We start from the raw sequence: 23,010 nt of genomic DNA on the forward strand, positions 1-23,010 counted from the left end.
GGCCCCGCCCCCGCCCCCGCGGGAGGGGGGGATCGCACGGGGCGGTACACCTTCCCCCCCCCCCCCCCCCCCCACGGCCCGGTCGCCTCGCCCCCCGAGGTCGGTTCGAGAAGCTTTCGCAGGGAGAAAAACGGGATGGGACTCACAGCACGAATTCGCACCCGCGACGGATGGGCCCTGTCCCACGCGGTCGTCACGGTGACGGACATGACGGGTGCACAGGTCGTGCGGGCAGAGGCCGACGGGGACGGCGCGGTGCACGACGCGACGGTCCTCGCACCGGGCCCGTACACCGTGATAGTCACCGCGCTCGGTTACGCGCCCGCCGCGTCGAGCGCCCTCGTCACGGCGAGCGGGCGTGCCGAGATCGGCAGCGTGGTCCTCGCCCGGCAGGGCGGCAGCGAGCTGCCGCCGCCCGGGCCGTGGACGATCGACCCCGCTCATTCGTCCGTGGGCGCCGTCGCCCGGCACCTGGGGATCTCCAGCGTGCACGGCCGGTTCACGGACTTCGACGGTCGGATCGACATCGACCCGCAGGAGCCGACCGCGTCCCGTGTGTCCGCGGTGATCAGAGCCGCTTCCATCGACACGGGCAACGCGGTGCGCGACAGCCACCTTCGGTCCCCGGACTTCCTGGACGTGGACGCCTACCCGGACATCACGTACCGCTCCACAGGGGTGACCCCGGCCGGCTCCGACCGCTGGACGGTGCACGGCGAGCTGACCATGCACGGCGTGGCCCGGCCGGTCGACCTCGACCTGGCCCACCTCGGCACGGGAGCCGACCCCTGGGGCGGGACACGCGCCGCGTTCCGTGCCACCGCCGAGCTTCACCGTGAGGACTTCGCGATGAACTACAACCAGGTCGTCCAGGCGGGCATCGCTGCCATCGGCGCGACCCTGAAGGTGGAACTGGACATCCAGGCCGTCCAGGGCGAGGCCCTGCCCCAGCCGTAGCCCGCGCCGGACGCGGTGGGGCGGTCACTTCCGGGCGACCGGCTTGAGGACGACGAGTTCACCGCCGTCGCAGTAGCGCAGTGCGCCGTACCGTGTGAAGTTCGCCCGGCACGCGGACTCGGCTCGCCACAGCACCCGGTCGTCCGGGCCGTACAGGTTCAGGTGCCGCCCGTCCTGCCAGACCCCGTCGCCGACCATGACCGCCCCGGGCCCGAGGCCGGACGGGCGGACCGGCCGGGCCGGGTCGTGCAGGTCGCGGTCGGCCCGGCCGGGCGCGCGCACGATCGTGCTCCCCGCGTCGGGGACCGGGTACTCCCCCGGGGCCAGGCGCGAGACGGGTCGCAGGGTGCCGAAGTACGGGTCGAGGACGTACGCCCCCTGGACGTCCGGGACCACGAGGTTGTGCCCCGCGTCGAGCGGCGCCGTGCGGTCCCAGCGGCATCCGCTCGCCGGGTCGCGGGCGGCTTCGGGCTGATCCCAGGTGACGTCCTGGCGCCAGCCCGCGTCGCCCGTGCCGGAGGTGACGGCGCTCCCCACCAGCGCGGCCCGGCAGTCGCCCGCCGCCGGCGCGGTCGCCACGATCAGCCGGCTGTCGGCCTGGAGACCCACCCGGTCGATGCGGCCCTCGGGCAGCCGTAGGCCTTCCACCCAGTGCGGTTCGCCCGTCTCCGGGTTCATCCGGGCCAGCCGGTCGCCCGACACCAGGTAGGCCTCGCACCGGTGCCTGTCGCGGAAGAGGGCGTCGCGGCCGCAGCCGTCCAGTACGGAGGTGGCTCCCGGCTCCGTACGATCCCAGAGCTGGCGGCCTGACCACGGGTCCCAGCCCGTGAGCCGGCAGCCGTCCGGAAGGCAGACGGCTTCCACGAGCAGTGAGCCCGCGCCCGCGCTGGAGTAGGAGACCACGGCTCCGTCCGGCAGTTCGTGCCGCCAGGCCAGGCTTCCGTTCTCACTGTCGACGCGGGCGACGTCGGTGGGGCCCGTGCGGCCGGGGCGGCCTCCGAGCAGCACCACCATCGAGCTGCTGCCCGGGTCGGTGAGGGCCGAGTTCGGTGCACCGGGGACCTTGGAGGTGAGTGCGAACTCCGGCGGCAACACGGCGTTCCAGCCGGGCACCACACCGTCCTTCAGCTTGCCGGTCGCGGCGGCTCCCTCTTCGACCGGGGGCCGGTCGGGGAAGCGGGCCAGCTTCGTTCCCTGCCCGAAGATCCCGGTGGAGTCCTGGTGCAGGACCCAGGTGCCGTCCGGGCCCGGCGCCACCGGCAGCGCGCCGCGCCAGGACACGACCCGCTCGGACGTGCCGTCGCCGAAACTCGGTGGCGACGGTGCGAAACAGCCCGCCAGGGCGGCGACGAGCGCCAGAACTGCCAGCCCCGCGCGAATACCTCGAATACCTCGAATACCTCGGTCCATCACGGCTCCCCCCGCCGAACGCGAGGGACCACCGTAAGCCGTGCGTTGCCCCCTACCGGTCCGGGTGGCCGCATCGTGACAGATGTTTCGACTGTTTCGACGTACCCGCGATCAGCCAAACCCACCCGTTCCGCTAACATGTTCGAGCTCGTAACCATCATGTTGAAATACGATTACCCGGCTGAACATTGACATCTAAGGGAACGCGTGTGTTTTCGCGAATAAACGGCAGCCTTCGGTCGGCTGCAGGGCGTCAACCACGCGTCATGCTGTGGGTCGCGGTGGGTGTGGTGGCCCTCGGATTCCTGATTGCGCTGGAGATCGCCGGGCGTCGGTACGGCGAGTCGGGGCCGATCACCGACCAGGCGCGAGAGGTGATATTCGCCCCCAAATCGGGGACGGTGCTGTACGTCAGCATGGCGTTGGTGATGGTGGTGCTCACCTGGCGGCAGCGGTTTCTCGCGGTCGGCGCCGCGATCGGCATCGACCTCGTCTTCTGGCTCGTGCGGTGGCTGGTCGGCGCCGAGATGATGTTCGGCAACGGCGCGCTGTGGGTGACCTTGGCCTGTGCCGTCATCGCGCTCACGCGCCGCACCGGCCGGGAACGCGTCCTGCTGCTGAAGGGCGTCGGACTGGCCCTCCTGCTGGTGGCCGGCCGCAAGACCGGCTACACCTGGCTGCTGATCACGGCGAAGACCCGCCCGACGGTGCTCGACCAGTACGTGGCGACCGCCGATCACGCGTTGGGCAACCCGTCGTGGGTGGCGGGCCGGATCGTCGCGGCCACCGGCACGGTCGGCGCCCACGTTCTCGAATGGGTCTACATCCAGCTCGCGGTGGCCGCGGTCGTCGTCGCGCTGTACCAGCTGCGCCACGTGGCGGTCGAGCGCCGCTTCCCGAGCCATCACCTGGTGCGCACCTTCCTGGTCATCGGCCTGCTCGGGCCGGGCATCTACATGATCTTCCCGGTGGTCGGACCGATCTTCGCCTACGGGGCCGACGGGGGACAGTGGGCGGTGGCCAACCTGTGGCCGGACACGCCGCCGCAGATCGGCACCCCGCAGCCGATGCCCTTCGACGAGGACACCCCGCGCAACTGCATGCCCAGCCTGCACACGGCGTGGGCCACCGCGATCTTCATTCACTCCCGCAAGGGCCCCAGAGTCCTGCGATTCGCAGGCGCGTTCTGGCTGATCGCCACGCTCGGCGCAACGCTGGGCTTCGGCTACCACTACGGCGCCGACATCGTCGCCGGCGTGGTGTTCACGGTCACGATCGAGACGGCTCTGCGCTCGTTCGACCGCGGCTGGGACCGGCCGGGAATCCAGCTGGTCGTCTACGGCACCACCGTCTTCGCCGCGCTCGTGGCGTCGTACCGGTATCTGTCGATGGAGATGGCCGGGCTTCCGTGGGTGTTCGGGCCGCTGATCATTCTGGCGATGGCCTCGGTGGTGTACGGCTACGTACGGACCACCAGGCTGTGGGAGCGCGAGGCCGCGTCGGCGCACCTGCCGCAACCACGACGCGAACCGCAGCCCGAACTGGTGTGAGCCGATGTCCGGTCCGATCCGGATGACGGGGCGCGGACGCCCCTGAGCCCGGGCGTCGGGAGCGGCCTCCACCGGCAGAATGCACCGGGCGAGCCTGCCGGCAGGGCCGCCGTCGCCGGATCGGGGCGGCCCTGGCAGGGTGTCCGTCATGAGCTCCGAGCCCGCGCACTCCCCACCGGTCCGCCACCACGACCACGGCACTTGGCTCGTCCAGTTCACCGGCCGGGTGCTCGTGGTCTGCCCGAGGTGCGGTGGCCGCGCGCTCGTCGTGCCGCTGCCCGGCCTCGCGGCGCCGAAGTACTTCAGTGCCCTGCTCTTCCAGCCCCGGCGCCTGACCTGCGTCGGCTGCGGCGCGGTCGCCGACTGGACGGCCCAGGAGCGGGGCGCCGGTCTGGTCGGCGCGGTGGTCGGTGGCACCGAGGACCCCTTCTTCCACCGGCCGCTCTGGCTCCAGACCCGCTGTGCGGGACGGATCTTGTGGGCCTACGACGAGGAGCACGTCGACGCCATCGCCGCCTATGTGGGCGCCCGGCTACGCGAGCGTCACGCCTCCCCGACGATGGCGATGTTCGCCCGGCTGCCGGCCTGGATGAAGTCCGCGCAGCGTCGTGACGAGGTGCTGGCCGGCCTGGCGACCCTCCGCGCGCTTGCCCGGCTTTCGAGCCCGGCCGACCGCTCCGACGCGGCCCACGAACGCGGCGACCGCCCGCGCCACCACGGCAGCATGCTCTTCCGAGGCGGCCCGTACTAGAGCGTCGGATCACCTCGCCTCCTGGGCTGCCCACACCCCGCCGTGTCCGGAGGGCACGGCTCCCCTTTGGCAGTGTTTGTCGTTTTCGGTCAGTGGAGACGGATTTCAGGTCATTGTGAACGAAGATCCGGCCGTCGGGACTGACGCACTCCACGCTGGAGCAGGCTCGTCCCTTCCGGGGCGGGGCATCGCGAACGAGACGTACACGGGGAGAGGGAAAGCCATGGGGGTACGTACACGGATCCGAGGGGGCGGCGTCGTGGTGGGGGCCGCGGTGCTGGCGATCGGGGTGGCTTCGGGCCCGGCCGCCGGCGCCGACCAATGGCGCCCCAGGCCGGGGACCCTGTACATCTCCGACCTGCCCAAGACCGAGTCGTGGCGCGCCGCACCCGTCTCGCGGGGCTGGGGCGACGAGTACGTCTGCCCTGCGGGCTGGCCGGCCGAGCCGCCCGAGGTGAATGTCTGGAACCGGGATTTCACCACCGCGGAGACCGCGTTCGCCCAGCAGAAGGTGGTGGTCTTCGCCACGGAGGCCGAGGCCATCGCGTTCGCGGCCAGGGCCCGGCAGGGCTACGCAGACTGCGTGAACCGCCCGCAGGAGCCCGGGGTGACCGCGACCGGATATGACCACGGGGTGGTGGACGTCGAGGAGGGTGCCACCCTCCAGGGGATGCACACCTTCAACGCCAACCTCCCCGAACGCCCCGACTTCAACTACCTGTGGGGTGTGGGCCGTGACGGGGAGACGGTCACGCTGGTCCTGTGGCAGAGCTACTGGGGTGATCCGCCCGTGGCCGCTTGGAAGAACACCCTGCGGACCGCGGTGAACAAGCTGTACTGAGCGCGGTGCCGCCCGGGCGGGAACGCTCCGTTCCCGCCCGGCGCCGCGGTGACCGACACGGCCCGCGCTGTCGTCGATCATGGCGGCCGGCCGGGGTCCGACCCCGTCCGGTTCCGTGCAGGACTCCATCACGGTCGATCCCAGCCGGGTGAAGGTCGCGCCGGAGGCACCCTTGACCTCCGCCGGGAACAGTTCGGCGAGCGGCACCATCGGCCGCGTGTCGGCGGCGGCTGCGGGCGCGGCCGCCGTGCCGCGCGACGGCGCGGCGGAGGCCGCCCCGGCAGTCGTGGATGCGGCCGGGGCGCGGGCCGGATCCCTCCGATTCGACCCGCCGGACGAGGTCATTCCCCTCGGGCCATCGCCGCCGCGCAGCGATGCCACCCGCCGGCCGCAGTGGTGTCCTGCGGCTGACCGGTGGTCATCCTGCTTCCCGCTGCCCTGGTTATGCGGTCCCCGTCATGCGGGCGAACACGACCACGTTGCTGTCGTAGTAGTGCTTCTTCGGGTCGAAGTCACCGCCGCAGGTGACCAGGCGAAGGCCCGCGTGGTCGAGGTTCTTGTACACCTCGAGCGTGGGGAACTTGTCCTTCGGGTACTCCGCGACCCGGTCGACCGTGAACGTGACCGTCTTGTTGTCCCGCCGGGTCACCTTGATGAGGTCACCGGCCTTCATGGTCTTCAGCTTCTGGAAGACGGCCGAGGCGCCATTCCATGTGACATGGCCGGCGATCACGGCCGGCCCCTGGGAACCGGGCGTCGGCCCCGGCTCGTACCAGCCCGCGAGACCCGGGTCCTTCGGGGTCTGCATGGTTCCGTCCTCGTTCAGCCGCAGCGTCTCCAGGGAGCTGGAAACACCGAGGGACGGGATCGTGACCTTCTGCGGCTCGGACCGGGCGAGGGCGGGCTCGGCCCGGCCCGCGCCCGTACCCGCCCCCGTACCTGTGCCCGTACCGCCGTGTGCCCCGCCCTCGGACGATGCGTCGTGGCCGCCGGCGGACGCCGACCCGGTGGGAGTTCCTCCGGCGGGTGCGGCGGCCGGTGCCCCGCTCCGCGGGGGCTGACCCTGGGGGGCGGGGGGCGCCGCCGTGTCCTGGCCGGAGCACCCCGCCAGGAGCAAGGTGACCAGGGCTGCGGCGGCGAGGGGAACCGCGCTGCGGCGACGGCGCGGCAATGCGGCGTTCACCGCAGGTGCGGGGGCCTGAGTGCCCTTCACGCGGCCCCCTCCTTGGTTCCCGTACGGCCGGGGACCACAGCGGCCCGCTTCCGCGCGACGGCCATCGCGCCCGCCGTCGCCGCGTACACCAGGACTGCCGCCCCGGCCATCGTTGCCACCGGCACCGCCGCGCTCTGAGGAGATCCGCCGCCGGTCTCGATGCCACCGACCGGAATGGACCCCACGGACGCGCCCTTCACCTCGCCACAGTTGGCCGGCGCAGTGGCCTCCTGGGGCAGCTTCGGGTCGAGCTCGCTCTTGCCGGCCCCGTCGAAGTCGTACTTGTCGTTGTAGTTGCGGTCGATGCCGTGCTGCACGACGTGCAGGTCCTTGATGTGGTCGACCACGTCCTGGCCGACGGTGATCGTCCGCTGGTAGAAGAGCTTGCCCTGATTGTTCACGACGGGCATGCGCTCCACTGCGAGACCGCTGGTCGCCTTGGTGTCCCCCGACGTGGTGAGCGAGATGTTGATGTCGCCGTAGTCGACGGTGGCCTCGGTGTTGCTGAGGATTCCGTCGCCGTCGGTGTCGTCACTGGCGTCCGGGCAGTGGAAGTCGTGCCCCTTGGTCGAGCCGTGCAGATGCTGGGCCGACGGTTGTCCGGGCACCATGCCCTCGGACTCTATTTGCACGGTCAGCTGATTGCCCTTGAGGCTGAGCATGACCGTGCCTCTGGAACCGGATTCGTTCAGCTGCGCCAGGTCGATCTGGTACGCCTTCCCGCCCTCGGCGAGAGCCGGGCCCGAAAGGCCCAGCGTCAGGAACACGGCGGCGGGCACGGCGGCGAGTACCACGAGACGGCGACCAGCGCGCTTGACTGTCACATTCGCTCCTGTTCCGTGGATTCCCAGGGGCGGGAACCACAGATCGTACGGGGGTGAGGTGATCTCCTGGAGAGGATCTCGCTCCTTCTTCGGGGCACCAACGCCGTTGGATTGGTGCTTCTTCGAAGAATTTTCCGGAGGGCGACATCCTTCGTCCCGACCACTGAAAACACGGAATTCGTGGTCCGCTGGTTACGCGGCCGCCCACGTCGCGGTGGCCAGCGGTCCGCCGGTCATCCAGATGCGTGACACATCGTCTGCCAGCAGGGGCGAGCGGGCAGCCGCGCAGAGCATTTCCGACATCACGAGAATCCCGCGTGCGGTGCACTTCGGATCGCTGTTCCGATGCAACCAGATGACAGCGTTGATCATGGGGCGGCGCCCCAGGGGAAGGACGGTTCGCCCGGCATCGGCCGCCGCTTCAAGGGCGGAGGGGTCTCCCCCGAACGGCAAGGCTGCCGTTCGGGGGATTCCCGGTGGGGCGACCGAGTCCCGCACGTGACGGAAATACGCTTCGGGCGGGGCCTGTCCGTCCTCGAAGGTGTTGCGGAACCCGACGATGCGAACGTCCGAGTTCTGTGCGGAGAACTCGATGTAGATCTCTATGGACAGGCCTCTCAGGTGAATGTTGACGGGGAGGTAACGCAGGTGACGCACCCTTCCGTCCCCGCGCGCCGCCTTCCTGGGAAACCACGGCGCCTCCAACGCTCTGGACCGGATGGCAGCGACAAGGAGCCGGTACTCCTCCACCGAGGCGTCCTCCACGGAAAACGACACGGGATTCAGTACGACGGAATCCGTCAGGTGGAGAAGCTCGGAACTCGGGCTCCCCGGAGGGGATTCCACCTCAGCCGGTTCGATCCGGATGAACTCGCGCATGACACACCACCGCCTTCGACACGGCCCCGATCGACGACGGCATTCCTCATCCGTGTCGCCGGGCCTGGTTCGGTCCGGTTCTTTGTAGCCGCCCGTGCGACGGAGGAGGGAATACTTGCCCTCTGATGCTAAGAACTCATCCCGCGGTCCTGCGTGGATGACGATCCGGACCCGGTCGTGGTCAGATCCGGCGGCCGGGCCCCCGCGGGGTGGAGGGGCGCGCAGGGCCGTTCGTGTGCGAGGTCAGGGGGCAGGGGTCAGGCGTCGTTCCGGAGCCGGTCGCGTTGGAGTTGAGAGGCGAGAGCGCGGCGTACTGAGGCCGGTGCCGGGGAGGTGGCCTTCGAGGGGACGTCGAGGCCGCGGCTGATCTCGTCGTACGCGTCCCGGTAGGCGCTCGGGAGTTCACGCTGGTGGAGCCGCAGGTCCTCTTCGAGGAGGCGTCTCAACTCGTCGACGTTCTGGGGTGTGAGGCGCTTCTTCCCTCGGGCGATGGCGTTGACGTAGCGCGTGCAGCGGGCCGTGTCGCAGGTCTCTGAGATCTCCTCGGCCAGGCCCCACAGACGCCCTTCCAGCCACGGTACGTCGCGCTGGTCGAGGGCGAGTCCCATCGGAGCCGGCGGTTCGCCGGTCTTGTACCTCGTCACCTGCTTGGACACGGCGGGTTGGCTCATGTCCGTGAGCCGGGCGATTCTGTCCTGGGTCCAGCCGAAGCCGACGAACAGTTTGATCATCTCGGCGCGCAGCTTCCGCATCTCCTCGCCGGCCCGAATGACCTCGTTCATGCCGGCGAGCATCCGCTCGGCCTGCTGCTCGGTCAGCGTCTCGGGCTGCTGATGCGCGTTCGCTCCACCTTCTTCCATGACTCGGTTATACACCCGCGCGCCCCCTCGCCATAACCAGGTTGTACAACCAGGTTATGACTGGCAGGATCCGGCGTCATGCCTACCTTCACCGCTCCCGACGGAACCCAGCTCGCCTACCGCACACACGGCGACGGGGACCCGGTCATCTGCCTTCCCGGAGGTCCTGCGGACCCCGTCTACCTCGGCGATCTCGGCGGCCTGTCCGCACACCGGCGGCTGATCTTCCTGGACCTTCGCGGCACCGGCCGGTCCGCGATTCCCGAGGACACCTCCTCCTACCGCTGCGACCGCCTGGTCGACGACGTCGAGGCCCTGCGGGAACACCTCGGCCTCCCCCGCATGGATCTGCTGGGCCACTCCGCCGGTGCGAACCTGGCGATCCAGTACGCGGTCCGGTACCCGAAGAGGGTCGGCAAGCTGGCCCTGATCACCCCCAGCACCCGAGCGGTCGGCATACCCGTCACCGGGGAGATGCGACGGGAGCTGGCGCAGCGCCGGACGAACGAGCCCTGGTTCCCGGCCGCGTTCGCCGCCCTGGAGGCGATCATCCAGGGCACGGGCACCGATTGGGAGGCCATCAATCCGTTCTTCTACGGCCGGTGGGACACCGAGGCGCGCAAACATCACGCGACCGCCCGGCCGAGCAACCAGGAGGCCGTCGCTCTCTTCGGAGCCGACGGGGCATTCGACCCGGAGGCGACGCGAGCCGCCCTCCGCGCCTTCGAGGCGCCCGTCCTGGTCCTCGTAGGGGAGTTCGACCTGAACAGCCCGCCTGCGGCCATGGCGGAACTCGCGGCGCTCCTCCCCCATGCCACGCTCGTCCTACAGCCGGGAGCGGGCCACTACCCCTGGCTCGACGACGCCGACCGGTTCGGCGCGGCCGCTGCGGCATTCCTCGTTTCACGGCCTGCTGATGCCGGTTGATCGCGGCCCCGCCCGGAGGCTTCTCCATCCGGAGGGCCTCGTATCCTTGGCTCTGTGCCCCGCCGTTCGAAGAAGCCGCGCCGACTGGTCGTCGACGGGCGCCTGTACATGTGGACGATGCGCCACAGCCACCGTCCGGACGACTACGGCCGGTCCGTGGACTGCCGCCAGACCCTCACCCTGTCCCCGCAGCCGGCCGGCACCGCGGGCCGGCTGCGCATCGTGTTCGCCGACGGCCCCGGCCGGTTCGTCCCGGGCGGGTTCCCTCTGGGCTCCGGGGACGTGGGCCTCACCCGGGGCGAGTCCCTCAACCTGCATGAGCCGGGCGCCGTCCGGGCCCTGCTCGACGTGGCGCTGGCCCGCGGGTGGCAGCCGGAAGAGCGGCGGACGGTGGAGGTCGACGGCTGGACCCTGTTGGAGGCGGCGGCCGCGGTGAGAGCCGAGCACTCCGGCCCTGCGGCCCCGTAGGGGGTGATCACGTGGACGGGGGCAACTGTCCGCGCAGCCACTCGGGATCGGGGTTGACGTGTGGCCGGCCCGCCACCACAACGGTCGGCACGGTCTCGTCACCACCGTTTGCCGCCCTCACCGCCGCCGCCCCGGCCGGGTCGCGCCAGATGTCGACCCAGTGCAGGCCGCCCGCGCTGCGGCCCAGGCGGATCCGCAGGCGCAGGCAGTACTTGCAGCCCGCCCGCCAGTAGACGATCGGTCGGCCGTCGGCCGTGCTTCGGCGTTGAGCCTCCTCCGCACCGATCGACCGTGGGAACGCCAGCGGCGAGTTCAGCCCTGCGAGCAGGACGAACACCAGCAGCAGTGCAGCGGCGGCGACGGGGAAACCCCTGACGCCCAGCGTGGCCGCGACCAGTGAGCCGCAGACCCCGAGCAACATCGGCAATATCCAAGCGCGCATCATGATCACGCAGGCTATCGGTGGTGTCGGTTCGGCGGATCGACGGGCCTGACGCTGCGCGCGCGGGCACCCCACACGGTGCGTTCGGTGCGGACCGCGAGATCGCCGCGGCGCAGGATGCTCAAGGGGCTGTCCGTGTCGAGCAGCCGGTCGAGTGAGCCGAGGTCCTCAGCGGCAAGGGTGTGGGCGGCGCCGGCGCGTAGGCGCTTCAGGCTGCTGAGCGCGTAGGGGCCGACCGCCTTGCTGCGGGAGCCGTCGACGTTCACCGTGATCGTGCGCTCGCCCTCGATGGTGAAGCCGGCGGCGGCCAGCTTGGAGCCCCAGTCGGCGCCGCGGTGCGTCACGTGCTCGGCGTGGTGGTCCGCGAGGGCGGCGTGGCAGCGTTCCTCGAGGCCGGGCCGCTCCTCCGGAGCGTTGTCGGGCAGGAAGCGCGGGAAGCGGGCCAGCTCGACGACGGCGAACAGGCCCCCGGGCGCGAGCAGGCCGTGGACCTTGCGCAGGGTGCGGTCGGGGTCGGCCAGGTGGTGCATCGACGCCGACGCCCACACCAGCTCAGGCCGGTCGAGCTCGGGCCAGTCCGCGTCGAGATCGGCCTGCACCGTGCGCACCCGGTCGGCCAGACCGAGCGTCCGGGCCGTTTCCCGCAGGCGGTGCAGATGGCCGGCCGAGGCGTCGACGGCGGTCACCTGCGCCTCGGGGAAGCGCGCGAGCAGGGCGAACGTACCGGCCCCTGTCCCGCATCCCAGGTCCACGATGTGGCGTGGACCCGTCTCGATGGGAAGCCATGCGGTGATGGAAGCCGTGTGCTCGGAGAGCACTTCCGCGTCCAGGTCGAGGATCTGCGCCTGGCCGTCGGAGTCAGGGGTGTGCGGGGGAACGGAGTGCGCGCCATCGTGTGCCGCGTGTGGGGAGGCGTGGGTCATGACAGCCACGCTAGGAGCATCGCGCCGCCGCAGCCCCATGGTTCCCGGTGTGCGCAAGACGATGACCGGAAAGGCTGCTGAACGCGCAAGCGGCCGCCTCTGGCGGGCGGTGGGCGCCGGTGGGTCACCGGGCGGTTCGCCCCGGTCTCAGACGTCGTCGCCGCTCTGGTGGCCGCGGCGGGCATCTCGGTCGAAGATGCCCAGGATCTCGCAGGGTCCGCCCTCGGCGCCGATGGCGTGCGGCAGCATCGTGGGGAACTCCACCGCCTGGTTCGTCTCCACGCGCATGCGGCGGTTTCCCAGCAGCAGGACCGCGGTGCCGGACAGGACGACGAGCCATTCGCGGCCCGGGTGGGCGCGCATGCGTGAGGGGCTGTCGGGCGGCGGGTTCGTCATGCGCCGCCGCACGATGCTCATGCCGGGGTCCGCCTTCATCGTCCAGCGCATGAGCCCATGGGCCGCGTCGATCGTCGGGTTGGTGACGATGTCGTCGGCGGCAGTCTCGACGAGCTGGTCCAGGGAGGTGTCCAGGGCCCGCGCGAGGGTGACGAGCTGGTCCAGGGCCAGGCGGCGCCGGCCGTTCTCGATGCGGCTGAGCGTGGACTGGCTGAGGTGGGCTCGGGCGGCCAGTTCTGCCAGGGACCAGCCCTGTGCCACGCGCAGGGCGCGGATCCGTTGGCGTACCAGGCTGTCCAGCTCGCCGTTGTCTTGCGTCATGCGCAACAGCGTATGCCCGCTCGGCAAGGCGTGCTGGTCGTCGTGCCCGCGACGCCCGGAGCAACCCCCGGCCGCCCACGTCGTCAGCCGCATGGTCCGACCCTGGCACGGGTCGGCGAAGATAGTGGGGTCACCTGTTCTGCGTACGTGAGGAGCGACAGCACATGCCCACTTCCGGGTCCGGCTCAAGACCACCCACGATCGCCGACGTTGCCAGTGCCGCCGGCGTGTCACGCACGACGGTCTCGCACGCCCTCAACGGGCTCGGCAAGGTGGACCCCCGGACCCGGGAGCGCATCAAGCAGGTTGCCGCCGAGCTGGGTTACCGGCCCAACCTGCGGGCGCAGCGGCTGCGGCGCGGGCAGGCCAAGGCCATTGCCCTCGCCTCGTCCATGCCGTTCGCGGTGGCCGCGGGGCCGTCGCGGCTCGGGTTCTACATGGAGATCGCCGCCGCCGCTGCCGAGAGCGCGCTGCTGCACGGCTACGCGCTCGTACTCGTACCGCCCGTCGGGCAGTCCGGTACGGGTCTGTACTCCGTCGACATCGACGGGGCCATCGTCGTCGAGCCGGATGTCGACGACGCGGCGGCGGCCCATCTGAAGGACCGCGGGCTTCCGTACGTGGCGCTGGGCAGGCCGGTCTCGCCGGACGAGAGTGCCCCTTACGTCGATCTGCACGGCGAGCGCGTCGCCGAACTGTTGCTCGCCCACCTGCACGAGCAGGGTGCGAGGTACCCGGCGCTGCTCATCGGATCGGGGCAGCGGCACTCGTCGGTCGACGCCCTCGGCGCGTACCGGCGCATCGCCGAGGAACACGGCTGGGCGCCGGTCGTGGCGACCGCGCCGGAGTCGGGCGGCGAACAGGCCGGCTACGAGCACTGTGCGGCCCTGCTCGCCGAGCATCCCCGGATCGATGCCGTCTGCGCCTTGGTGGACGCCTTCGCCGTGGGTGCGGTCCGGGCGATCCGGGACAGTGGGCGCGCCGTGCCGGACGACGTCATGGTCGTCACCCGGTACGACGGCCTGCGCGCCCGTACCTGTGAGCCGCCGCTGACCGCGGTTGATCTGCACCTGGACCGGGCGGCGTCCGACGCGGTGGAGCTGCTGCTGGGGCGGCTGCGCGGCGATGTGACCACCGCGGTGGTCACATCGCCCGATCCGCTGCTGATCCCGCGGGCGTCCTCGCTGAGGGTCACAGCCCGAGCATGAGGACCAGCCCGGAGACCAGCGCGAACACGAGCACGAACAGACGCATCCGACGCGCGTCCATCCGGTGGTGCACGAGTCGGCTCAGCCACGCGCCCGCGGCGATCGCCGGGAGCAGCGCGGTCGCCCAGCCCAGATCCCCGGGGCTTCCTTTGCCCGTCGCGAACAGCAGCACCAGTGAGGCGACTTCGCCGACGAGGAAGCAGGCGGCGACGGTGGCGCGCAGCTCCGCCGGCGGCCGGTGCTGGTAGACCAGTGCGAGCGGCGGCCCGCCGACGCCCGTGGCGGTCTCCGTCAGCCCGGTCACCGCGCCCGCTGCGACGTAGGCGGCCCGTCCGGGGGTGAACGCGGGTGCGGCGAGGCTCACGACCGCCGCCAGGACGGTGGCGAGGCCCACGAACAGGCCGATGCTGCGGTCGGGGATCAGCCAGAGCAGCGCCAGTCCGCCGGGGGTGGCGGCGAGCCGTGCGGCGGTGATCCAGCGGGCGCCGCGCAGATCGAGCGAAGCGCGTTCGCGCCAGGCGACGTACAGGTTGAGCGGGATCATCGACCCCAGGACGAACACCGGGAGCAGGCCCGGGTCGAGGATCCCGGCCACGGGTGCGACGATCAGCGCGAACCCGAGCCCGCTGCTGCCCTGTACGAACGCCGCCACGGCCACCGTGCAGGCGAGGACCGCCAGTGTTTCGGTGCTCATGGGGCGACGCTCCGTTCGCGTGCCTCGGTGGAGGTGGGGTGCACGCGGGTGATGGGGGCTCGTTCCACGGCGGCACGGGCCAGTTCGGCCGCTTGCCGCACGAGTGCGGGGCCGTCCCAACCGGTGGGCCGGCCGCACCACATGCGCATCCTGCCGGCAACGAACACGGCGGCTATCTGGTCGCGGTTGCCGCGTCGTACGAGCTCCCACGGCAGGTCCCAGGAGAGCGCGAGCTCGGGACCGGTGACATCGACGAGGAGGAAGTCCGCGGCCAGGCCCTCGGCGACGGCGCCGGTGCGGCCGCCGAGGCCGACCGCATCGGCTCCGCCGCGAGTGGCGTGCTCGAGCCAGGTCCAGCCGGCGCCGCACGACGAGTCGCCGGTGACGAGCCCGTACGCGATCCGCTGGGCGAACTCCGCCGCCTCGGTGAGACGGAATCCGTCGCCGCGCGTCCCGTCGGTGCCGAGACCGAAGCGGATTCCGCGCTCGGCCATGGCCAGGGCGGGAGCGACGGCGTTGCCCTTCCAGGCGCTGGCGACGGGGTTGTAGCTGACGGCGGTCCCGGTGTCGGCGAGCAGGGTCAGCTCGCGGGGGGTGAGCAGCGTGGCGTGCGCGGCGAGCAGGTGCGGGCCGAGCGCGCCGATGTGCTCCAGGTATTCGAGCGGGCGCAGGCCGTGCCGTACCAGGGAGCGCTCGACGCCGGCCAGGTGTTCGTTGAGGTGGATCTGGACGGTGGCTCCCGCCTCGGCGGCGAGGGCGGCGACGCGCTGCAGGGTCGCTGTGGTCGCGGCCTCGGGAACGGAGACGGCGAGGGAGGGGTGGACCAGAGGGTCGTCGTCGTACCAGGCGAGGTGCTTCTCCGCGGTGGCGAGGACATGGGGGTTGTCGTTGTCGGCGTCGTTGCAGACGAGACCGACGACGCAGCGGATTCCGGCGTCCCGGGCGGCGGAGGCGACGACATCGACGTCCACGTCGGCGCGGGTGCCGGCGTCCGTGACCGTGGTGAACCCGCCGCGCAGTGCTTCGAGTGCCGCCAACTTGGCTGCGACGTAGGCCGATTGCTCGTCGAGCGCGCCTTCGAGCGGCACCCAGACCCGGCGGAAGATCTCGGACGGCTCGCCGAAGGCGAGCGCGGAGCCGAAGCTCTGTGTGAGGTGGTGGTGCGCGTCGACGAAGCCGGGCATCAGGAGGTGGCCCGGCAGTCGTACGCCGTCGAGGTGCGGGTGGGTGCGCTTGAGCTCCTCTGCGGGGCCGACGGCGCGGAACGAGCCGTCGGCGACGACGACCGCGAAGCCGTCGGCGGGCCCTTCGGGCAGCAGCACGGCGTCGGGCAGGAGCAGGAGCGGGCCGGGCCTGTCGAGGAGCTCGCGGATGAGCTGGTTCATCGGTCACTTTCGGTACGGGTGGCGGCCAGGCGGGTGGCGATGGCCGGCCGGACGTGGTGGAAGAGGATGTTGAGGAAGGCGGCGACGAACGCGCCGACGGCGACGCCGCTTTCGAGGAGGATGCGGAGGTTCGGGGGGAAGCCCGCGTACACCCCCGGGATCAGGATGGGCAGCAGGCCGAGGGCGAGGGCGACGGCGCTGATGAAGGTGTTGGTGTGCTGGTCGAGGTCCGAGCGGCCGAGCATCTGGACGCCGAGCACGGTGATGACGGCGAAGACGACCATGGCGGTGCCTCCGATCACCGCGGCGGGGATGACGCTGATGGCGCGGGTGACGGGGGCGAGGAATCCCACGACGATGAGGACGATTCCGGCTGCGGCGGTGACGAAGCGGCTCCGTACACCGGTGACACGGACGATCCCGATGTTCTCCCCGCTCGTGACCATGAGCGGCAGTCCGAAGAACCCGCCGAAGAGGGAGGTGAGCGCGTCGCCGCGGATCGTCCTGGGGACGGCGGTGCGCTTGTCGATCTCCTTGCCGACGGACTCGGCGTTGATGACGGTCTGGCCGGTGGCCTCCGCCATGGAGGCGAGGCTGTACAGCATCAGGGGCAGCGCGGCGACGAGGTTGAACTGGGGTGAGCCGAACGGCATCAGCTGCGGCAGGCTGACCAGGCCGCCTTCGCCGGCGCGACCGAAGTCGATGTGGCCCAGCGCTGCCGCCAGCGCGGTACCGGCGAGCAGTCCCAGCATGACCGCGAGCTGACGCAGGATGCCGGTGGACAACAGGTAGAAGACGACGGTGAATCCGATCGTCGCCATGCCGAGCGCGAGGTTCGTGGTATTCGCGAAGCCCGGCTCGCCGGGACGGCCGGTGACGAGGACGGCGCCCACCTTCACCAGGTTGACCCCGACGATGACGATCATCGTCCCGATGACGAGGGCCGGGAAGTAGGCGAGCAGCCGTGAGAAGACCGGCAGCACGAGGAAGTAGAAGACGGCGGTGAGGATGACCGCGCCGGTGGCCGTGCGCAGGCCGTGCTGTTCGGCGATGGCGAGGAAGAGGATGAGCGGCGCACCGCCGGGCAGCATCACGAACGGCAGGCGGGGCCCGAACTTCCACGGCCCCAGCGACTGGATCAGGGATCCGACACCGGAGAGCACGAAGGCCGCGGAGAGCAGATTGACGGTCAGGCCGGCGTCGAGGCGCAGGGTCGCGCTCATCAGGAAGATCGCCGAGATCGGGGTGGCAGCCATCACGAGGACGTGCTGGATCCCGAAGAGGAGGATGCGCCCCAAGGGGCGGGATTCGTCGACGGGGTGGACACCCGCGGGGTCGGTGGGCTCCGGCACCGGAGGCTGGTCCGTACCGGGAAGGGTCTGGCGGGGACTGGACACGCTCGAGCTCCGTTCGGCGTTCGACATGCTCAGGTTTCAGCCGCGATCCGGCCCCGGACGGGGAGCCAAATCGATTTGGCCAAATCGATTTGGCCGTCAGTATGCAAGGGCGGCCGAGGGGCGTCAATAGATTCGACCGGGCGTGCCTCCCGGCGCCGCTTGCGGGCTCCGCGGACACGGCGGGGTGCCGATGACCCCCGAAGACAACCGCTAGCCTCGGCCCCGAAGGCTCACACCAGCACCCGGAGGACAGCGCCATGGCCTCGATGCCGCAGAAGATCACCACGTTCCTGATGTTCGAGGGCAGGGCGGAGGAAGCCCTGAACTTCTACACCTCGCTGTTCGAGGACTCCGAGGTCGTCGACATCAGCCGCTACGGCGCCGACGGCCCGGGCAAGGAAGGCACGGTCCTGCGCGCCACGTTCTCGCTCGCCGGACAGCGGTTCATGTGCATCGACAGCTACGTCAAGCACGGGTTCGGCTTCACCCCGGCCGTGTCGCTCTTCGTCGAGTGTGACACCGAGGCCGAGCTGGACCGCCTCTACGGGGCCCTCGCCGAACAGGGCGCGGAGCTGATGCCTCTGGGGTCGTACGGCTTCAGCACCAAGTTCGGCTGGGTGAACGACCGCTTCGGCGTCTCCTGGCAGCTGAACCTTGCCTCGTGAGAGACCGCCTCAGCCCGCCCCGTTCCCCATCGGCGCGGGGTTTTGGAGCGCGGGCCGGGACCAGGGCGCGTCGACGCCGGCGGACTCCGGCCGCAGCCCGAGCTCGCGGAGCTGGTTGACCGCCATCATGGCGGTGAACATCGCGTTCGGGTTGGCGCCACCGATCCCCAGTCGAGCGATGGATTCCGCGTAGCGGGTGGTGAACGCGCTCGGCCGGATCTGTCCGCTCTCCCTGGTCAGCCGCAGTGCCGCCTCCTGCAGGGCGATGGCCTGCTCCAGCAGCCCGTCCAGGTAGGGCGCCACCTCGGCGCCACGGCGCACGGCGAAGGTGTGCCCGTCGGTGAGGAGCGTGGCTTCTCCCTCCTCGAAGAGGAGGGCTACGGCGCCGAGCACGGTCTGGATCTTGAGCTGGTCGGCGTCGACCATCGCACCGCAGGCCCCGTTGCCCTCGTCGGACAGGTGAAGGACGCCGCAGTCGTTCAGGTGCACGATCACATGCCCGGCGCAATGGCCCTGGCTGCGCAGCACGCGGACCGCGCCGTCGGCGAAGGTCCAGCCGGTGAATCGCAGCGAGCCGATCCGGATCCGCTCCAGCGGTCGTTCCTCATACGTCCGGGTCGTCGCGCCGAAGGGCCGCAGCGGCTGGAAGAGCGACACCACCTTGTCGGCGGTCTGCGCGGGCGGCGCGGGCAGTGGCGCCGACCCGGCGATCCGGGCGAAGGACCGCACCCAGTACGCTGCCGGGTCCCGCATCTGGTCGAGGTCAAGAGCGGGGACGTAGTGCTCGGCCGGCACACCCAGCTCGTCCGCCAGGTCGTTGTTGCCGACGTGGTCGAGGTGGCCGTGCGTGGTCAGCACCAGCGCCCGGGACCAGTCCCCGACCCGGTGGGTCGCCTCCCGCAGTGCCGCGCGGAAGGCGGCCGTGACGCCGGTGTCGACGAGCACCAGGGTGTCGCCGGCCCGGTGTACGAGGGCATTGGCGACGTCCGGCTGATCGTGCTCGACGTCCAGTGCCTGCCCGACGACCAGCACGGTCGCGTCGTCGATTTCGATCAGGTCACCGAGCGCGGTCATGGATCCTCCCGCGGTCTCGTCCGGGGCCGGCGCGCCGCGGGGTCGTTGGAGACGGGCGACGAGCACGAGGTGCCCGATGAGGTGTCGGGTGTCGGGTGTCGGGTGACGGCCCGTTCCCGGTGAGCGCCGTCGCCCACCTCAACGATGCCGGCCACCAGGCCCCTGCCGACGAGCCTACGCCGCACCGGGCGTGGTGTCCCCGGGAAGCCTCCGGCCGGGACTCCCCTGGTCCGCCCGTCTGTCTGGTCCGCCCGTCTGTCCCCCCGTCGTGGCCGTCGCGGACCCGGATGGCGGGGCGGCGGGGGGCGCGGGAGGCTGGGGGTATGCGATGGCGTGTGCCCGGCGGGGTTGCGGCGGTGGTGGCCGCCGTCCTGCTGGTGGCGGGCGCGCCCGGGCCGGGTGTTACGGACACCGAGCAGCGGGTGGACATCGGCGGCGGGCGAAGCCTGTACCTGCACTGCTCGGGCTCCGGAAGCCCCACCGTGGTGCTGCTGTCCGGGCTGCACGAGGCCTCCGACCCGTGGTCGCTGACCGACACCACTGCGCCCGTGCCGAAGGCCCCGGCGGTGCTGCCGGGCGTGGCCTCGTTCACCCGGGTGTGCACCTACGACCGGCCGGGCACCATCCGCTACACGCAGCCGCCGACGCTCACCACCCGCAGCACACCCGTGCGGGGCACCCGGGCGCTGCCCGCCATGGTGCAGGACCTGGACCGGGTCCTGACGGCCGGGCATGTCCCGGGCCCGTACGTGCTGGTGGGGCACTCCTTCGGCGGGATGCTCGCCCTGCGGTACGCGCAGGAGCACCCGCAGCGCACCCGCGGGCTGGTCCTGGTCGACGCCCTGGGTCCGGCGCTCAGGCCCGCGATGGGGGCGGACTGGGCGGCGTACGTCGAAGCTCTGCGGCATCCGGGTACGCCCTTCGACGCCGACCCCGCCTTCGAGCAGGTCGACATCGAGGGCGGCGCCACCGCCATCGAGCGCGGCGGCCCGCTCCCGCCGGTCCCGGTCGCGGTGCTCAGTAAGACCGCACCCTTCGCCGCTCCGCCCACCATGGACAAGGACCTGCTGGCGAAGCTGGAGACGGCCTGGCCCAAGGCCCAGCAGGCACTGGTCGGCCTGCGGCCGCAGACCCCGCACCTGCTGGCGACCGGCAGCGACCACTATGTCCAGCTCCACGACCCGGATCTCACGATCGCGGCGGTCCGCCTGGTCCTGGACCGGGCCGCGGCTCAGCAGGACAAGGCCCCGCCCGGCTCGTAGACGCGGGCGCCCGCAGTGGTAGGAGAGCCGAGGTCCGACGGGGGGGCGTGCTCGCCCCAACGCCCGCCTCTGGACTGGGCCCTGGGTACTGGGCCGGAGTCGGACCGGTACCCGGGTTCTAGCGCCCGCAGGTGATGTGCGGGACGGATCCGCTTCCTAGCCTCGGGGCATGCGATCACAGCAAACACCCTCGATACGAAATGCCGTGGACTCCGCCCGGCCCCGGCTCCCTCGCCGGTTGGTGCTGATGCTCACCGCGGGACTGTGCCTCGGCGCGACGGTGGGCGTCGGGCCGGCCCACGCCGACGACTCGCGTTCCGCCGATCCGGTAGCCGCCCTCGAACGCGGCGCCCACCCGCTGCGCACCACCGAACCCCAGGGAAACCTGGACGATCTGCGCCCCGTAGGCCGCATGGTGAACGACGCCCGGGTGGTGGGTCTGGGCGAGGCCACCCACAGCACGCACGAGTTCTTCACCACGAAGCACCGGGTCTTCCGCTACCTCGTCGAGGAGAAGGGCTTCCGCACCTTCGCCCTCGAGGCGAGCTGGAGCACGGGACTGCGTCTCAACGACTACGTACTGCGCGGCAAGGGCGATCCGGAGCGGATCATGCGCGAGGAGTTCCAGAGCACGTACGTCTTCTGGAACAACACCGAGTACCTGAACCTGCTGCGGTGGATGCGCCAGTACAACCTCCAACATCCGCAGGATCCGGTGCAGTTCATGGGGGACGACTTCGGGTACGCAGGTCCGGAACTGTACGACCTGGTGACCGGCTACGTGGCCACGGCGGACCCGTCGTTGCTGCCGCGGTTCGCCGAGCTGTACCGCGGCCTGCGCCCCACGGCCACCGCCGAGGCCCACATGAACGAATATCCGGGCCGGCCACTGGCCGAACGGAAGGAGATCGCCGAGCGGACCGGGCAGGCACTGCGACTGCTCGCGCAACAGCGGCCCGGCGCGGGGACCGACGTGCAGGCGTACGCCCGGGCGGTGCAGCACGCCACCGCCATCGACCAGACCGCCAGGGGATACGCCTTCGACTTCGACGACCCGCAGCAGAGCGCGGAGGGCATGCGGTACCGGGACCAGATCATGGCGGACAACGTGGACTGGTGGCAGAGGCACACCGGGGACAAGGTGCTGCTGGCGGCCCACAACTCGCACGTCGCCCTACGGAGCCCCGCCCCGAAGCAGTACCCGAAGGTGCAAGGGAGCTATCTGCGCGACAAGTTGGGCAAGAGCTACGTGAGCATCGGCACCACCTTCGGCCAGGGATCGTTCAACGCCGTCGGAGGGGACGGCCGGTTGCAGTCCTTCACGGTGGGTCCCGCGGAACCCGGCACCAACGAACACACCCTGGACAAGGTGCGCCACCGCGACTACGTCCTGGACTTGCGGAGCGCCCCGCCCGCGGCCCGTGCCTGGCTGTCCGGCGCCCGTACCACCTGGAGCATCGGCGGCAGCTACCCGGGGCCCATCGGGCCACAGAGCCGGATCGCGCTCGCACAGACGCACGACATCGTCATCCATCTGCACCGGGTCGGCGCGGCCCGGCTGCTTCCGGCCGTCCCATAGCCCCCGCCCGCCAACGGGTCCGCCGGTCCTGACCGCCCTCAGGTGACTACGGGTTGGACCAGGACGGGGCGTTTGTAGTAGCGCCAGGGGAACCAGCCCGCTCCGACCGGGATCCACCCTTCGGACGCCATCCGCCTGTTGCGTCCGCCCGACGCGAGGGTCACGCGGCAGTGCTCCCAGGGCCGGTCTGAAGCCTCGACTTCAAGGAACGCGGCGCCGTAGCCGACCAGGTGCCAGCCGTCGCGCCCGCATTCGGCGAGGGCCGCCATTTCGTTGAACGCGGACACGGGGCTGATACGGCGCCGTTGCGGGGTGTCGGTACTGTCGTCGGATGAGCCGACGCGGACGGCGTCGTCGGCTTTGCCCGCGAAGCGCTGCTGCGCCGCTTGGCGGCTCACTCCCAGGACCCGGCCGACAGTGTCCCAGCTGTGGCCGGCAGCTCTGGCCCCCTGGACGGCTTCGCGCAGTAGCCGACTCGATTCCTCTGCACCTAGACGTGATGCGTCGATCAGGCGCAGGTACCCGGCGGCGTCGCGTTCGAGGCTGTCGGCCAATTCGTCGGAAGCACCGAGAACCGCCGCGGCGATCCCCTCACGGATCCGGCCGGACTCCCCCGGGCCGAGCCGGTACTCGTCGTTCACCGACGTGGTCCGGCGAAGGGATCGAGGGTGTCCGGTACGTTCTGGGCACGGTCACCGGGACGGTTGGCGGCGTTGCGGGCCACGGTCCTCGCGAAAAGCCCTGCCGCAGTGGCGACCAGGACGAGATCCGCCACGACGAGGGCGATGGAGACCACCGTGCCGAACCGGTCGGCGTACAGCGAGGTCAGGGCGAGCGGGATCACTGCGAGCGGCAGCAGGACGGCAAGCACGGAAGGGCTGGATTTCTCAGGTGCGGCGTTCGCCTTCACGTCGGGCATGCGTCAAGGAAACCTTGACAAGTAGGATCTGTCAAGGTTTCCTTGACGTCGTGATGTTGCCCCGC

Annotated in this window: 24 protein-coding genes; 10 read left to right on the plus strand and 14 right to left on the minus strand. The window is 71.1% G+C overall.

The window, feature by feature from the left end:
* Positions 1–135: 135 nt before the first annotated feature.
* Positions 136–957 carry a YceI family protein gene (locus ACZ4TG_RS08420; protein ID WP_468160705.1) on the plus strand — a complete coding sequence of 274 codons (822 nt, stop codon included), beginning with the start codon at positions 136–138 and terminating at the stop codon, positions 955–957.
* A gap of 24 nt (positions 958–981) precedes the next feature.
* Here ACZ4TG_RS08420 and ACZ4TG_RS08425 read toward each other — a convergent pair whose 3' ends face one another.
* Complete coding sequence (locus tag ACZ4TG_RS08425) at positions 982–2,238, minus strand: PQQ-binding-like beta-propeller repeat protein (protein ID WP_468160707.1); 1,257 nt, start codon at positions 2,236–2,238, stop codon at positions 982–984.
* A 395-nt stretch (positions 2,239–2,633) separates the two neighbouring features.
* On the opposite strand from ACZ4TG_RS08425, the gene ACZ4TG_RS08430 reads away from it, so the two are divergent.
* From ACZ4TG_RS08430 to ACZ4TG_RS08440, 3 genes are all read left to right on the plus strand, one after another.
* Positions 2,634–3,917 carry a phosphatase PAP2 family protein gene (locus ACZ4TG_RS08430; RefSeq protein ID WP_468160709.1) on the plus strand — a complete coding sequence of 428 codons (1,284 nt, stop codon included), beginning with the start codon at positions 2,634–2,636 and terminating at the stop codon, positions 3,915–3,917.
* Positions 3,918–4,065: 148 nt separating this feature from the next.
* The gene (locus ACZ4TG_RS08435; RefSeq protein WP_468160711.1) at positions 4,066–4,668 is read left to right on the plus strand and encodes a hypothetical protein; all 603 of its coding nucleotides are present in this window, start codon (positions 4,066–4,068) and stop codon (positions 4,666–4,668) included.
* A gap of 223 nt (positions 4,669–4,891) precedes the next feature.
* Positions 4,892–5,509 carry a hypothetical protein gene (locus ACZ4TG_RS08440; protein WP_468160713.1) on the plus strand — a complete coding sequence of 206 codons (618 nt, stop codon included), beginning with the start codon at positions 4,892–4,894 and terminating at the stop codon, positions 5,507–5,509.
* A gap of 442 nt (positions 5,510–5,951) precedes the next feature.
* Here the strand turns inward: ACZ4TG_RS08440 and ACZ4TG_RS08445 are convergent, their stop codons facing one another.
* From ACZ4TG_RS08445 to ACZ4TG_RS08460, 4 genes are all read right to left on the minus strand, one after another.
* Positions 5,952–6,722 (minus strand): class F sortase, encoded by a 771-nt coding sequence (locus tag ACZ4TG_RS08445; RefSeq protein ID WP_468160715.1) that lies wholly within the window; start codon positions 6,720–6,722, stop codon positions 5,952–5,954.
* On the minus strand, positions 6,719–7,546 hold the full coding sequence (locus ACZ4TG_RS08450) for a hypothetical protein (protein ID WP_468160717.1): 828 nt from the start codon (positions 7,544–7,546) through the stop codon (positions 6,719–6,721). Before ACZ4TG_RS08450 ends, ACZ4TG_RS08445 begins: the two co-directional genes overlap by 4 nt.
* Before the next feature lie 192 nt (positions 7,547–7,738).
* Positions 7,739–8,425, minus strand: coding sequence for a ribosome-inactivating family protein (locus ACZ4TG_RS08455; protein ID WP_468160719.1), 687 nt, complete (start codon positions 8,423–8,425; stop codon positions 7,739–7,741).
* A 257-nt stretch (positions 8,426–8,682) separates the two neighbouring features.
* Positions 8,683–9,285: a sigma-70 family RNA polymerase sigma factor gene (locus tag ACZ4TG_RS08460; protein ID WP_468160721.1), complete on the minus strand. Its 603-nt coding sequence runs from the start codon at positions 9,283–9,285 to the stop codon at positions 8,683–8,685.
* Positions 9,286–9,363: 78 nt separating this feature from the next.
* Between ACZ4TG_RS08460 and ACZ4TG_RS08465 the strand changes: the two genes are divergently transcribed.
* Entirely contained in the window at positions 9,364–10,212 is an 849-nt protein-coding gene (locus ACZ4TG_RS08465; RefSeq protein WP_468160723.1) for an alpha/beta fold hydrolase, read from the plus strand.
* Between the two features lie 54 nt (positions 10,213–10,266).
* Complete coding sequence (locus ACZ4TG_RS08470; protein ID WP_468160725.1) at positions 10,267–10,680, plus strand: hypothetical protein; 414 nt, start codon at positions 10,267–10,269, stop codon at positions 10,678–10,680.
* A 7-nt stretch (positions 10,681–10,687) separates the two neighbouring features.
* Here ACZ4TG_RS08470 and ACZ4TG_RS08475 read toward each other — a convergent pair whose 3' ends face one another.
* The 3 genes from ACZ4TG_RS08475 to ACZ4TG_RS08485 all read right to left on the minus strand — a co-directional run bounded on the left by ACZ4TG_RS08475 (position 10,688) and on the right by ACZ4TG_RS08485 (position 12,762).
* A complete protein-coding gene (locus ACZ4TG_RS08475) occupies positions 10,688–11,125 on the minus strand; it encodes a glutaredoxin domain-containing protein (RefSeq protein WP_468161426.1) in 438 nt (145 codons plus the stop codon).
* A gap of 11 nt (positions 11,126–11,136) precedes the next feature.
* Complete coding sequence (locus tag ACZ4TG_RS08480) at positions 11,137–12,045, minus strand: class I SAM-dependent methyltransferase (RefSeq protein WP_468160727.1); 909 nt, start codon at positions 12,043–12,045, stop codon at positions 11,137–11,139.
* Positions 12,046–12,192: 147 nt separating this feature from the next.
* On the minus strand, positions 12,193–12,762 hold the full coding sequence (locus ACZ4TG_RS08485; protein ID WP_468160729.1) for a helix-turn-helix domain-containing protein: 570 nt from the start codon (positions 12,760–12,762) through the stop codon (positions 12,193–12,195).
* Between the two features lie 164 nt (positions 12,763–12,926).
* Between ACZ4TG_RS08485 and ACZ4TG_RS08490 the strand changes: the two genes are divergently transcribed.
* On the plus strand, positions 12,927–13,970 hold the full coding sequence (locus ACZ4TG_RS08490; protein ID WP_468160731.1) for a LacI family DNA-binding transcriptional regulator: 1,044 nt from the start codon (positions 12,927–12,929) through the stop codon (positions 13,968–13,970).
* On the opposite strand, the gene ACZ4TG_RS08495 is transcribed toward ACZ4TG_RS08490, so the two are convergent.
* The 3 genes from ACZ4TG_RS08495 to ACZ4TG_RS08505 are packed head-to-tail and all read right to left on the minus strand — an operon-like array spanning position 13,954 to position 17,446.
* Positions 13,954–14,664 (minus strand): sulfite exporter TauE/SafE family protein, encoded by a 711-nt coding sequence (locus ACZ4TG_RS08495; RefSeq protein ID WP_468160733.1) that lies wholly within the window; start codon positions 14,662–14,664, stop codon positions 13,954–13,956. The genes ACZ4TG_RS08490 and ACZ4TG_RS08495 overlap by 17 nt on opposite strands.
* The gene (locus ACZ4TG_RS08500) at positions 14,661–16,049 is read right to left on the minus strand and encodes an amidohydrolase family protein (RefSeq protein WP_468160735.1); all 1,389 of its coding nucleotides are present in this window, start codon (positions 16,047–16,049) and stop codon (positions 14,661–14,663) included. The genes ACZ4TG_RS08495 and ACZ4TG_RS08500 overlap by 4 nt, the downstream gene beginning before the upstream one ends.
* A complete protein-coding gene (locus ACZ4TG_RS08505; RefSeq protein ID WP_468160737.1) occupies positions 16,046–17,446 on the minus strand; it encodes a uracil-xanthine permease family protein in 1,401 nt (466 codons plus the stop codon). The genes ACZ4TG_RS08500 and ACZ4TG_RS08505 overlap by 4 nt, the downstream gene beginning before the upstream one ends.
* A gap of 257 nt (positions 17,447–17,703) precedes the next feature.
* Between ACZ4TG_RS08505 and ACZ4TG_RS08510 the strand changes: the two genes are divergently transcribed.
* Positions 17,704–18,111, plus strand: a complete 408-nt coding sequence (locus tag ACZ4TG_RS08510; RefSeq protein WP_468160739.1) for a VOC family protein — start codon at positions 17,704–17,706, stop codon at positions 18,109–18,111.
* A 9-nt stretch (positions 18,112–18,120) separates the two neighbouring features.
* On the opposite strand, the gene ACZ4TG_RS08515 is transcribed toward ACZ4TG_RS08510, so the two are convergent.
* Positions 18,121–19,185: an MBL fold metallo-hydrolase gene (locus ACZ4TG_RS08515; RefSeq protein ID WP_468160741.1), complete on the minus strand. Its 1,065-nt coding sequence runs from the start codon at positions 19,183–19,185 to the stop codon at positions 18,121–18,123.
* A gap of 323 nt (positions 19,186–19,508) precedes the next feature.
* Here ACZ4TG_RS08515 and ACZ4TG_RS08520 point away from each other — a divergent pair, with 323 nt between their 5' ends.
* The gene (locus ACZ4TG_RS08520; RefSeq protein ID WP_468160743.1) at positions 19,509–20,447 is read left to right on the plus strand and encodes an alpha/beta fold hydrolase; all 939 of its coding nucleotides are present in this window, start codon (positions 19,509–19,511) and stop codon (positions 20,445–20,447) included.
* 247 nt (positions 20,448–20,694) lie between these two features.
* A complete protein-coding gene (locus ACZ4TG_RS08525; RefSeq protein ID WP_468161428.1) occupies positions 20,695–22,026 on the plus strand; it encodes an erythromycin esterase family protein in 1,332 nt (443 codons plus the stop codon).
* A gap of 38 nt (positions 22,027–22,064) precedes the next feature.
* Here ACZ4TG_RS08525 and ACZ4TG_RS08530 read toward each other — a convergent pair whose 3' ends face one another.
* Both ACZ4TG_RS08530 and ACZ4TG_RS08535 read right to left on the minus strand, forming a co-directional pair.
* Positions 22,065–22,667, minus strand: coding sequence for a hypothetical protein (locus ACZ4TG_RS08530; RefSeq protein ID WP_468160745.1), 603 nt, complete (start codon positions 22,665–22,667; stop codon positions 22,065–22,067).
* On the minus strand, positions 22,664–22,945 hold the full coding sequence (locus ACZ4TG_RS08535; protein ID WP_468160747.1) for a hypothetical protein: 282 nt from the start codon (positions 22,943–22,945) through the stop codon (positions 22,664–22,666). The genes ACZ4TG_RS08530 and ACZ4TG_RS08535 overlap by 4 nt, the downstream gene beginning before the upstream one ends.
* Positions 22,946–23,010 lie beyond the last annotated feature (65 nt).

It is taken from the genome of Streptomyces sp. NPDC028314 (assembly GCF_055565795.1).

Excerpts from the sequence above, each read along its gene's own strand:
- ACZ4TG_RS08420 (WP_468160705.1), top strand. The coding sequence starts at position 136 with ATGGGACTCACAGCACGAATTCGCACCCGCGACGGATGGGCCCTGTCC.
- ACZ4TG_RS08430 (WP_468160709.1), top strand. The coding sequence starts at position 2,634 with ATGCTGTGGGTCGCGGTGGGTGTGGTGGCCCTCGGATTCCTGATTGCG.
- ACZ4TG_RS08435 (WP_468160711.1), top strand. The coding sequence starts at position 4,066 with ATGAGCTCCGAGCCCGCGCACTCCCCACCGGTCCGCCACCACGACCAC.
- ACZ4TG_RS08440 (WP_468160713.1), top strand. The coding sequence starts at position 4,892 with ATGGGGGTACGTACACGGATCCGAGGGGGCGGCGTCGTGGTGGGGGCC.
- ACZ4TG_RS08455 (WP_468160719.1), bottom strand. The coding sequence starts at position 8,425 with ATGCGCGAGTTCATCCGGATCGAACCGGCTGAGGTGGAATCCCCTCCG.
- ACZ4TG_RS08460 (WP_468160721.1), bottom strand. The coding sequence starts at position 9,285 with ATGGAAGAAGGTGGAGCGAACGCGCATCAGCAGCCCGAGACGCTGACC.
- ACZ4TG_RS08465 (WP_468160723.1), top strand. The coding sequence starts at position 9,364 with ATGCCTACCTTCACCGCTCCCGACGGAACCCAGCTCGCCTACCGCACA.
- ACZ4TG_RS08475 (WP_468161426.1), bottom strand. The coding sequence starts at position 11,125 with ATGATGCGCGCTTGGATATTGCCGATGTTGCTCGGGGTCTGCGGCTCA.
- ACZ4TG_RS08480 (WP_468160727.1), bottom strand. The coding sequence starts at position 12,045 with ATGACCCACGCCTCCCCACACGCGGCACACGATGGCGCGCACTCCGTT.
- ACZ4TG_RS08485 (WP_468160729.1), bottom strand. The coding sequence starts at position 12,762 with ATGACGCAAGACAACGGCGAGCTGGACAGCCTGGTACGCCAACGGATC.
- ACZ4TG_RS08490 (WP_468160731.1), top strand. The coding sequence starts at position 12,927 with ATGCCCACTTCCGGGTCCGGCTCAAGACCACCCACGATCGCCGACGTT.
- ACZ4TG_RS08495 (WP_468160733.1), bottom strand. The coding sequence starts at position 14,664 with ATGAGCACCGAAACACTGGCGGTCCTCGCCTGCACGGTGGCCGTGGCG.
- ACZ4TG_RS08500 (WP_468160735.1), bottom strand. The coding sequence starts at position 16,049 with ATGAACCAGCTCATCCGCGAGCTCCTCGACAGGCCCGGCCCGCTCCTG.
- ACZ4TG_RS08510 (WP_468160739.1), top strand. The coding sequence starts at position 17,704 with ATGGCCTCGATGCCGCAGAAGATCACCACGTTCCTGATGTTCGAGGGC.
- ACZ4TG_RS08515 (WP_468160741.1), bottom strand. The coding sequence starts at position 19,185 with ATGACCGCGCTCGGTGACCTGATCGAAATCGACGACGCGACCGTGCTG.
- ACZ4TG_RS08520 (WP_468160743.1), top strand. The coding sequence starts at position 19,509 with ATGCGATGGCGTGTGCCCGGCGGGGTTGCGGCGGTGGTGGCCGCCGTC.
- ACZ4TG_RS08525 (WP_468161428.1), top strand. The coding sequence starts at position 20,695 with ATGCTCACCGCGGGACTGTGCCTCGGCGCGACGGTGGGCGTCGGGCCG.
- ACZ4TG_RS08535 (WP_468160747.1), bottom strand. The coding sequence starts at position 22,945 with ATGCCCGACGTGAAGGCGAACGCCGCACCTGAGAAATCCAGCCCTTCC.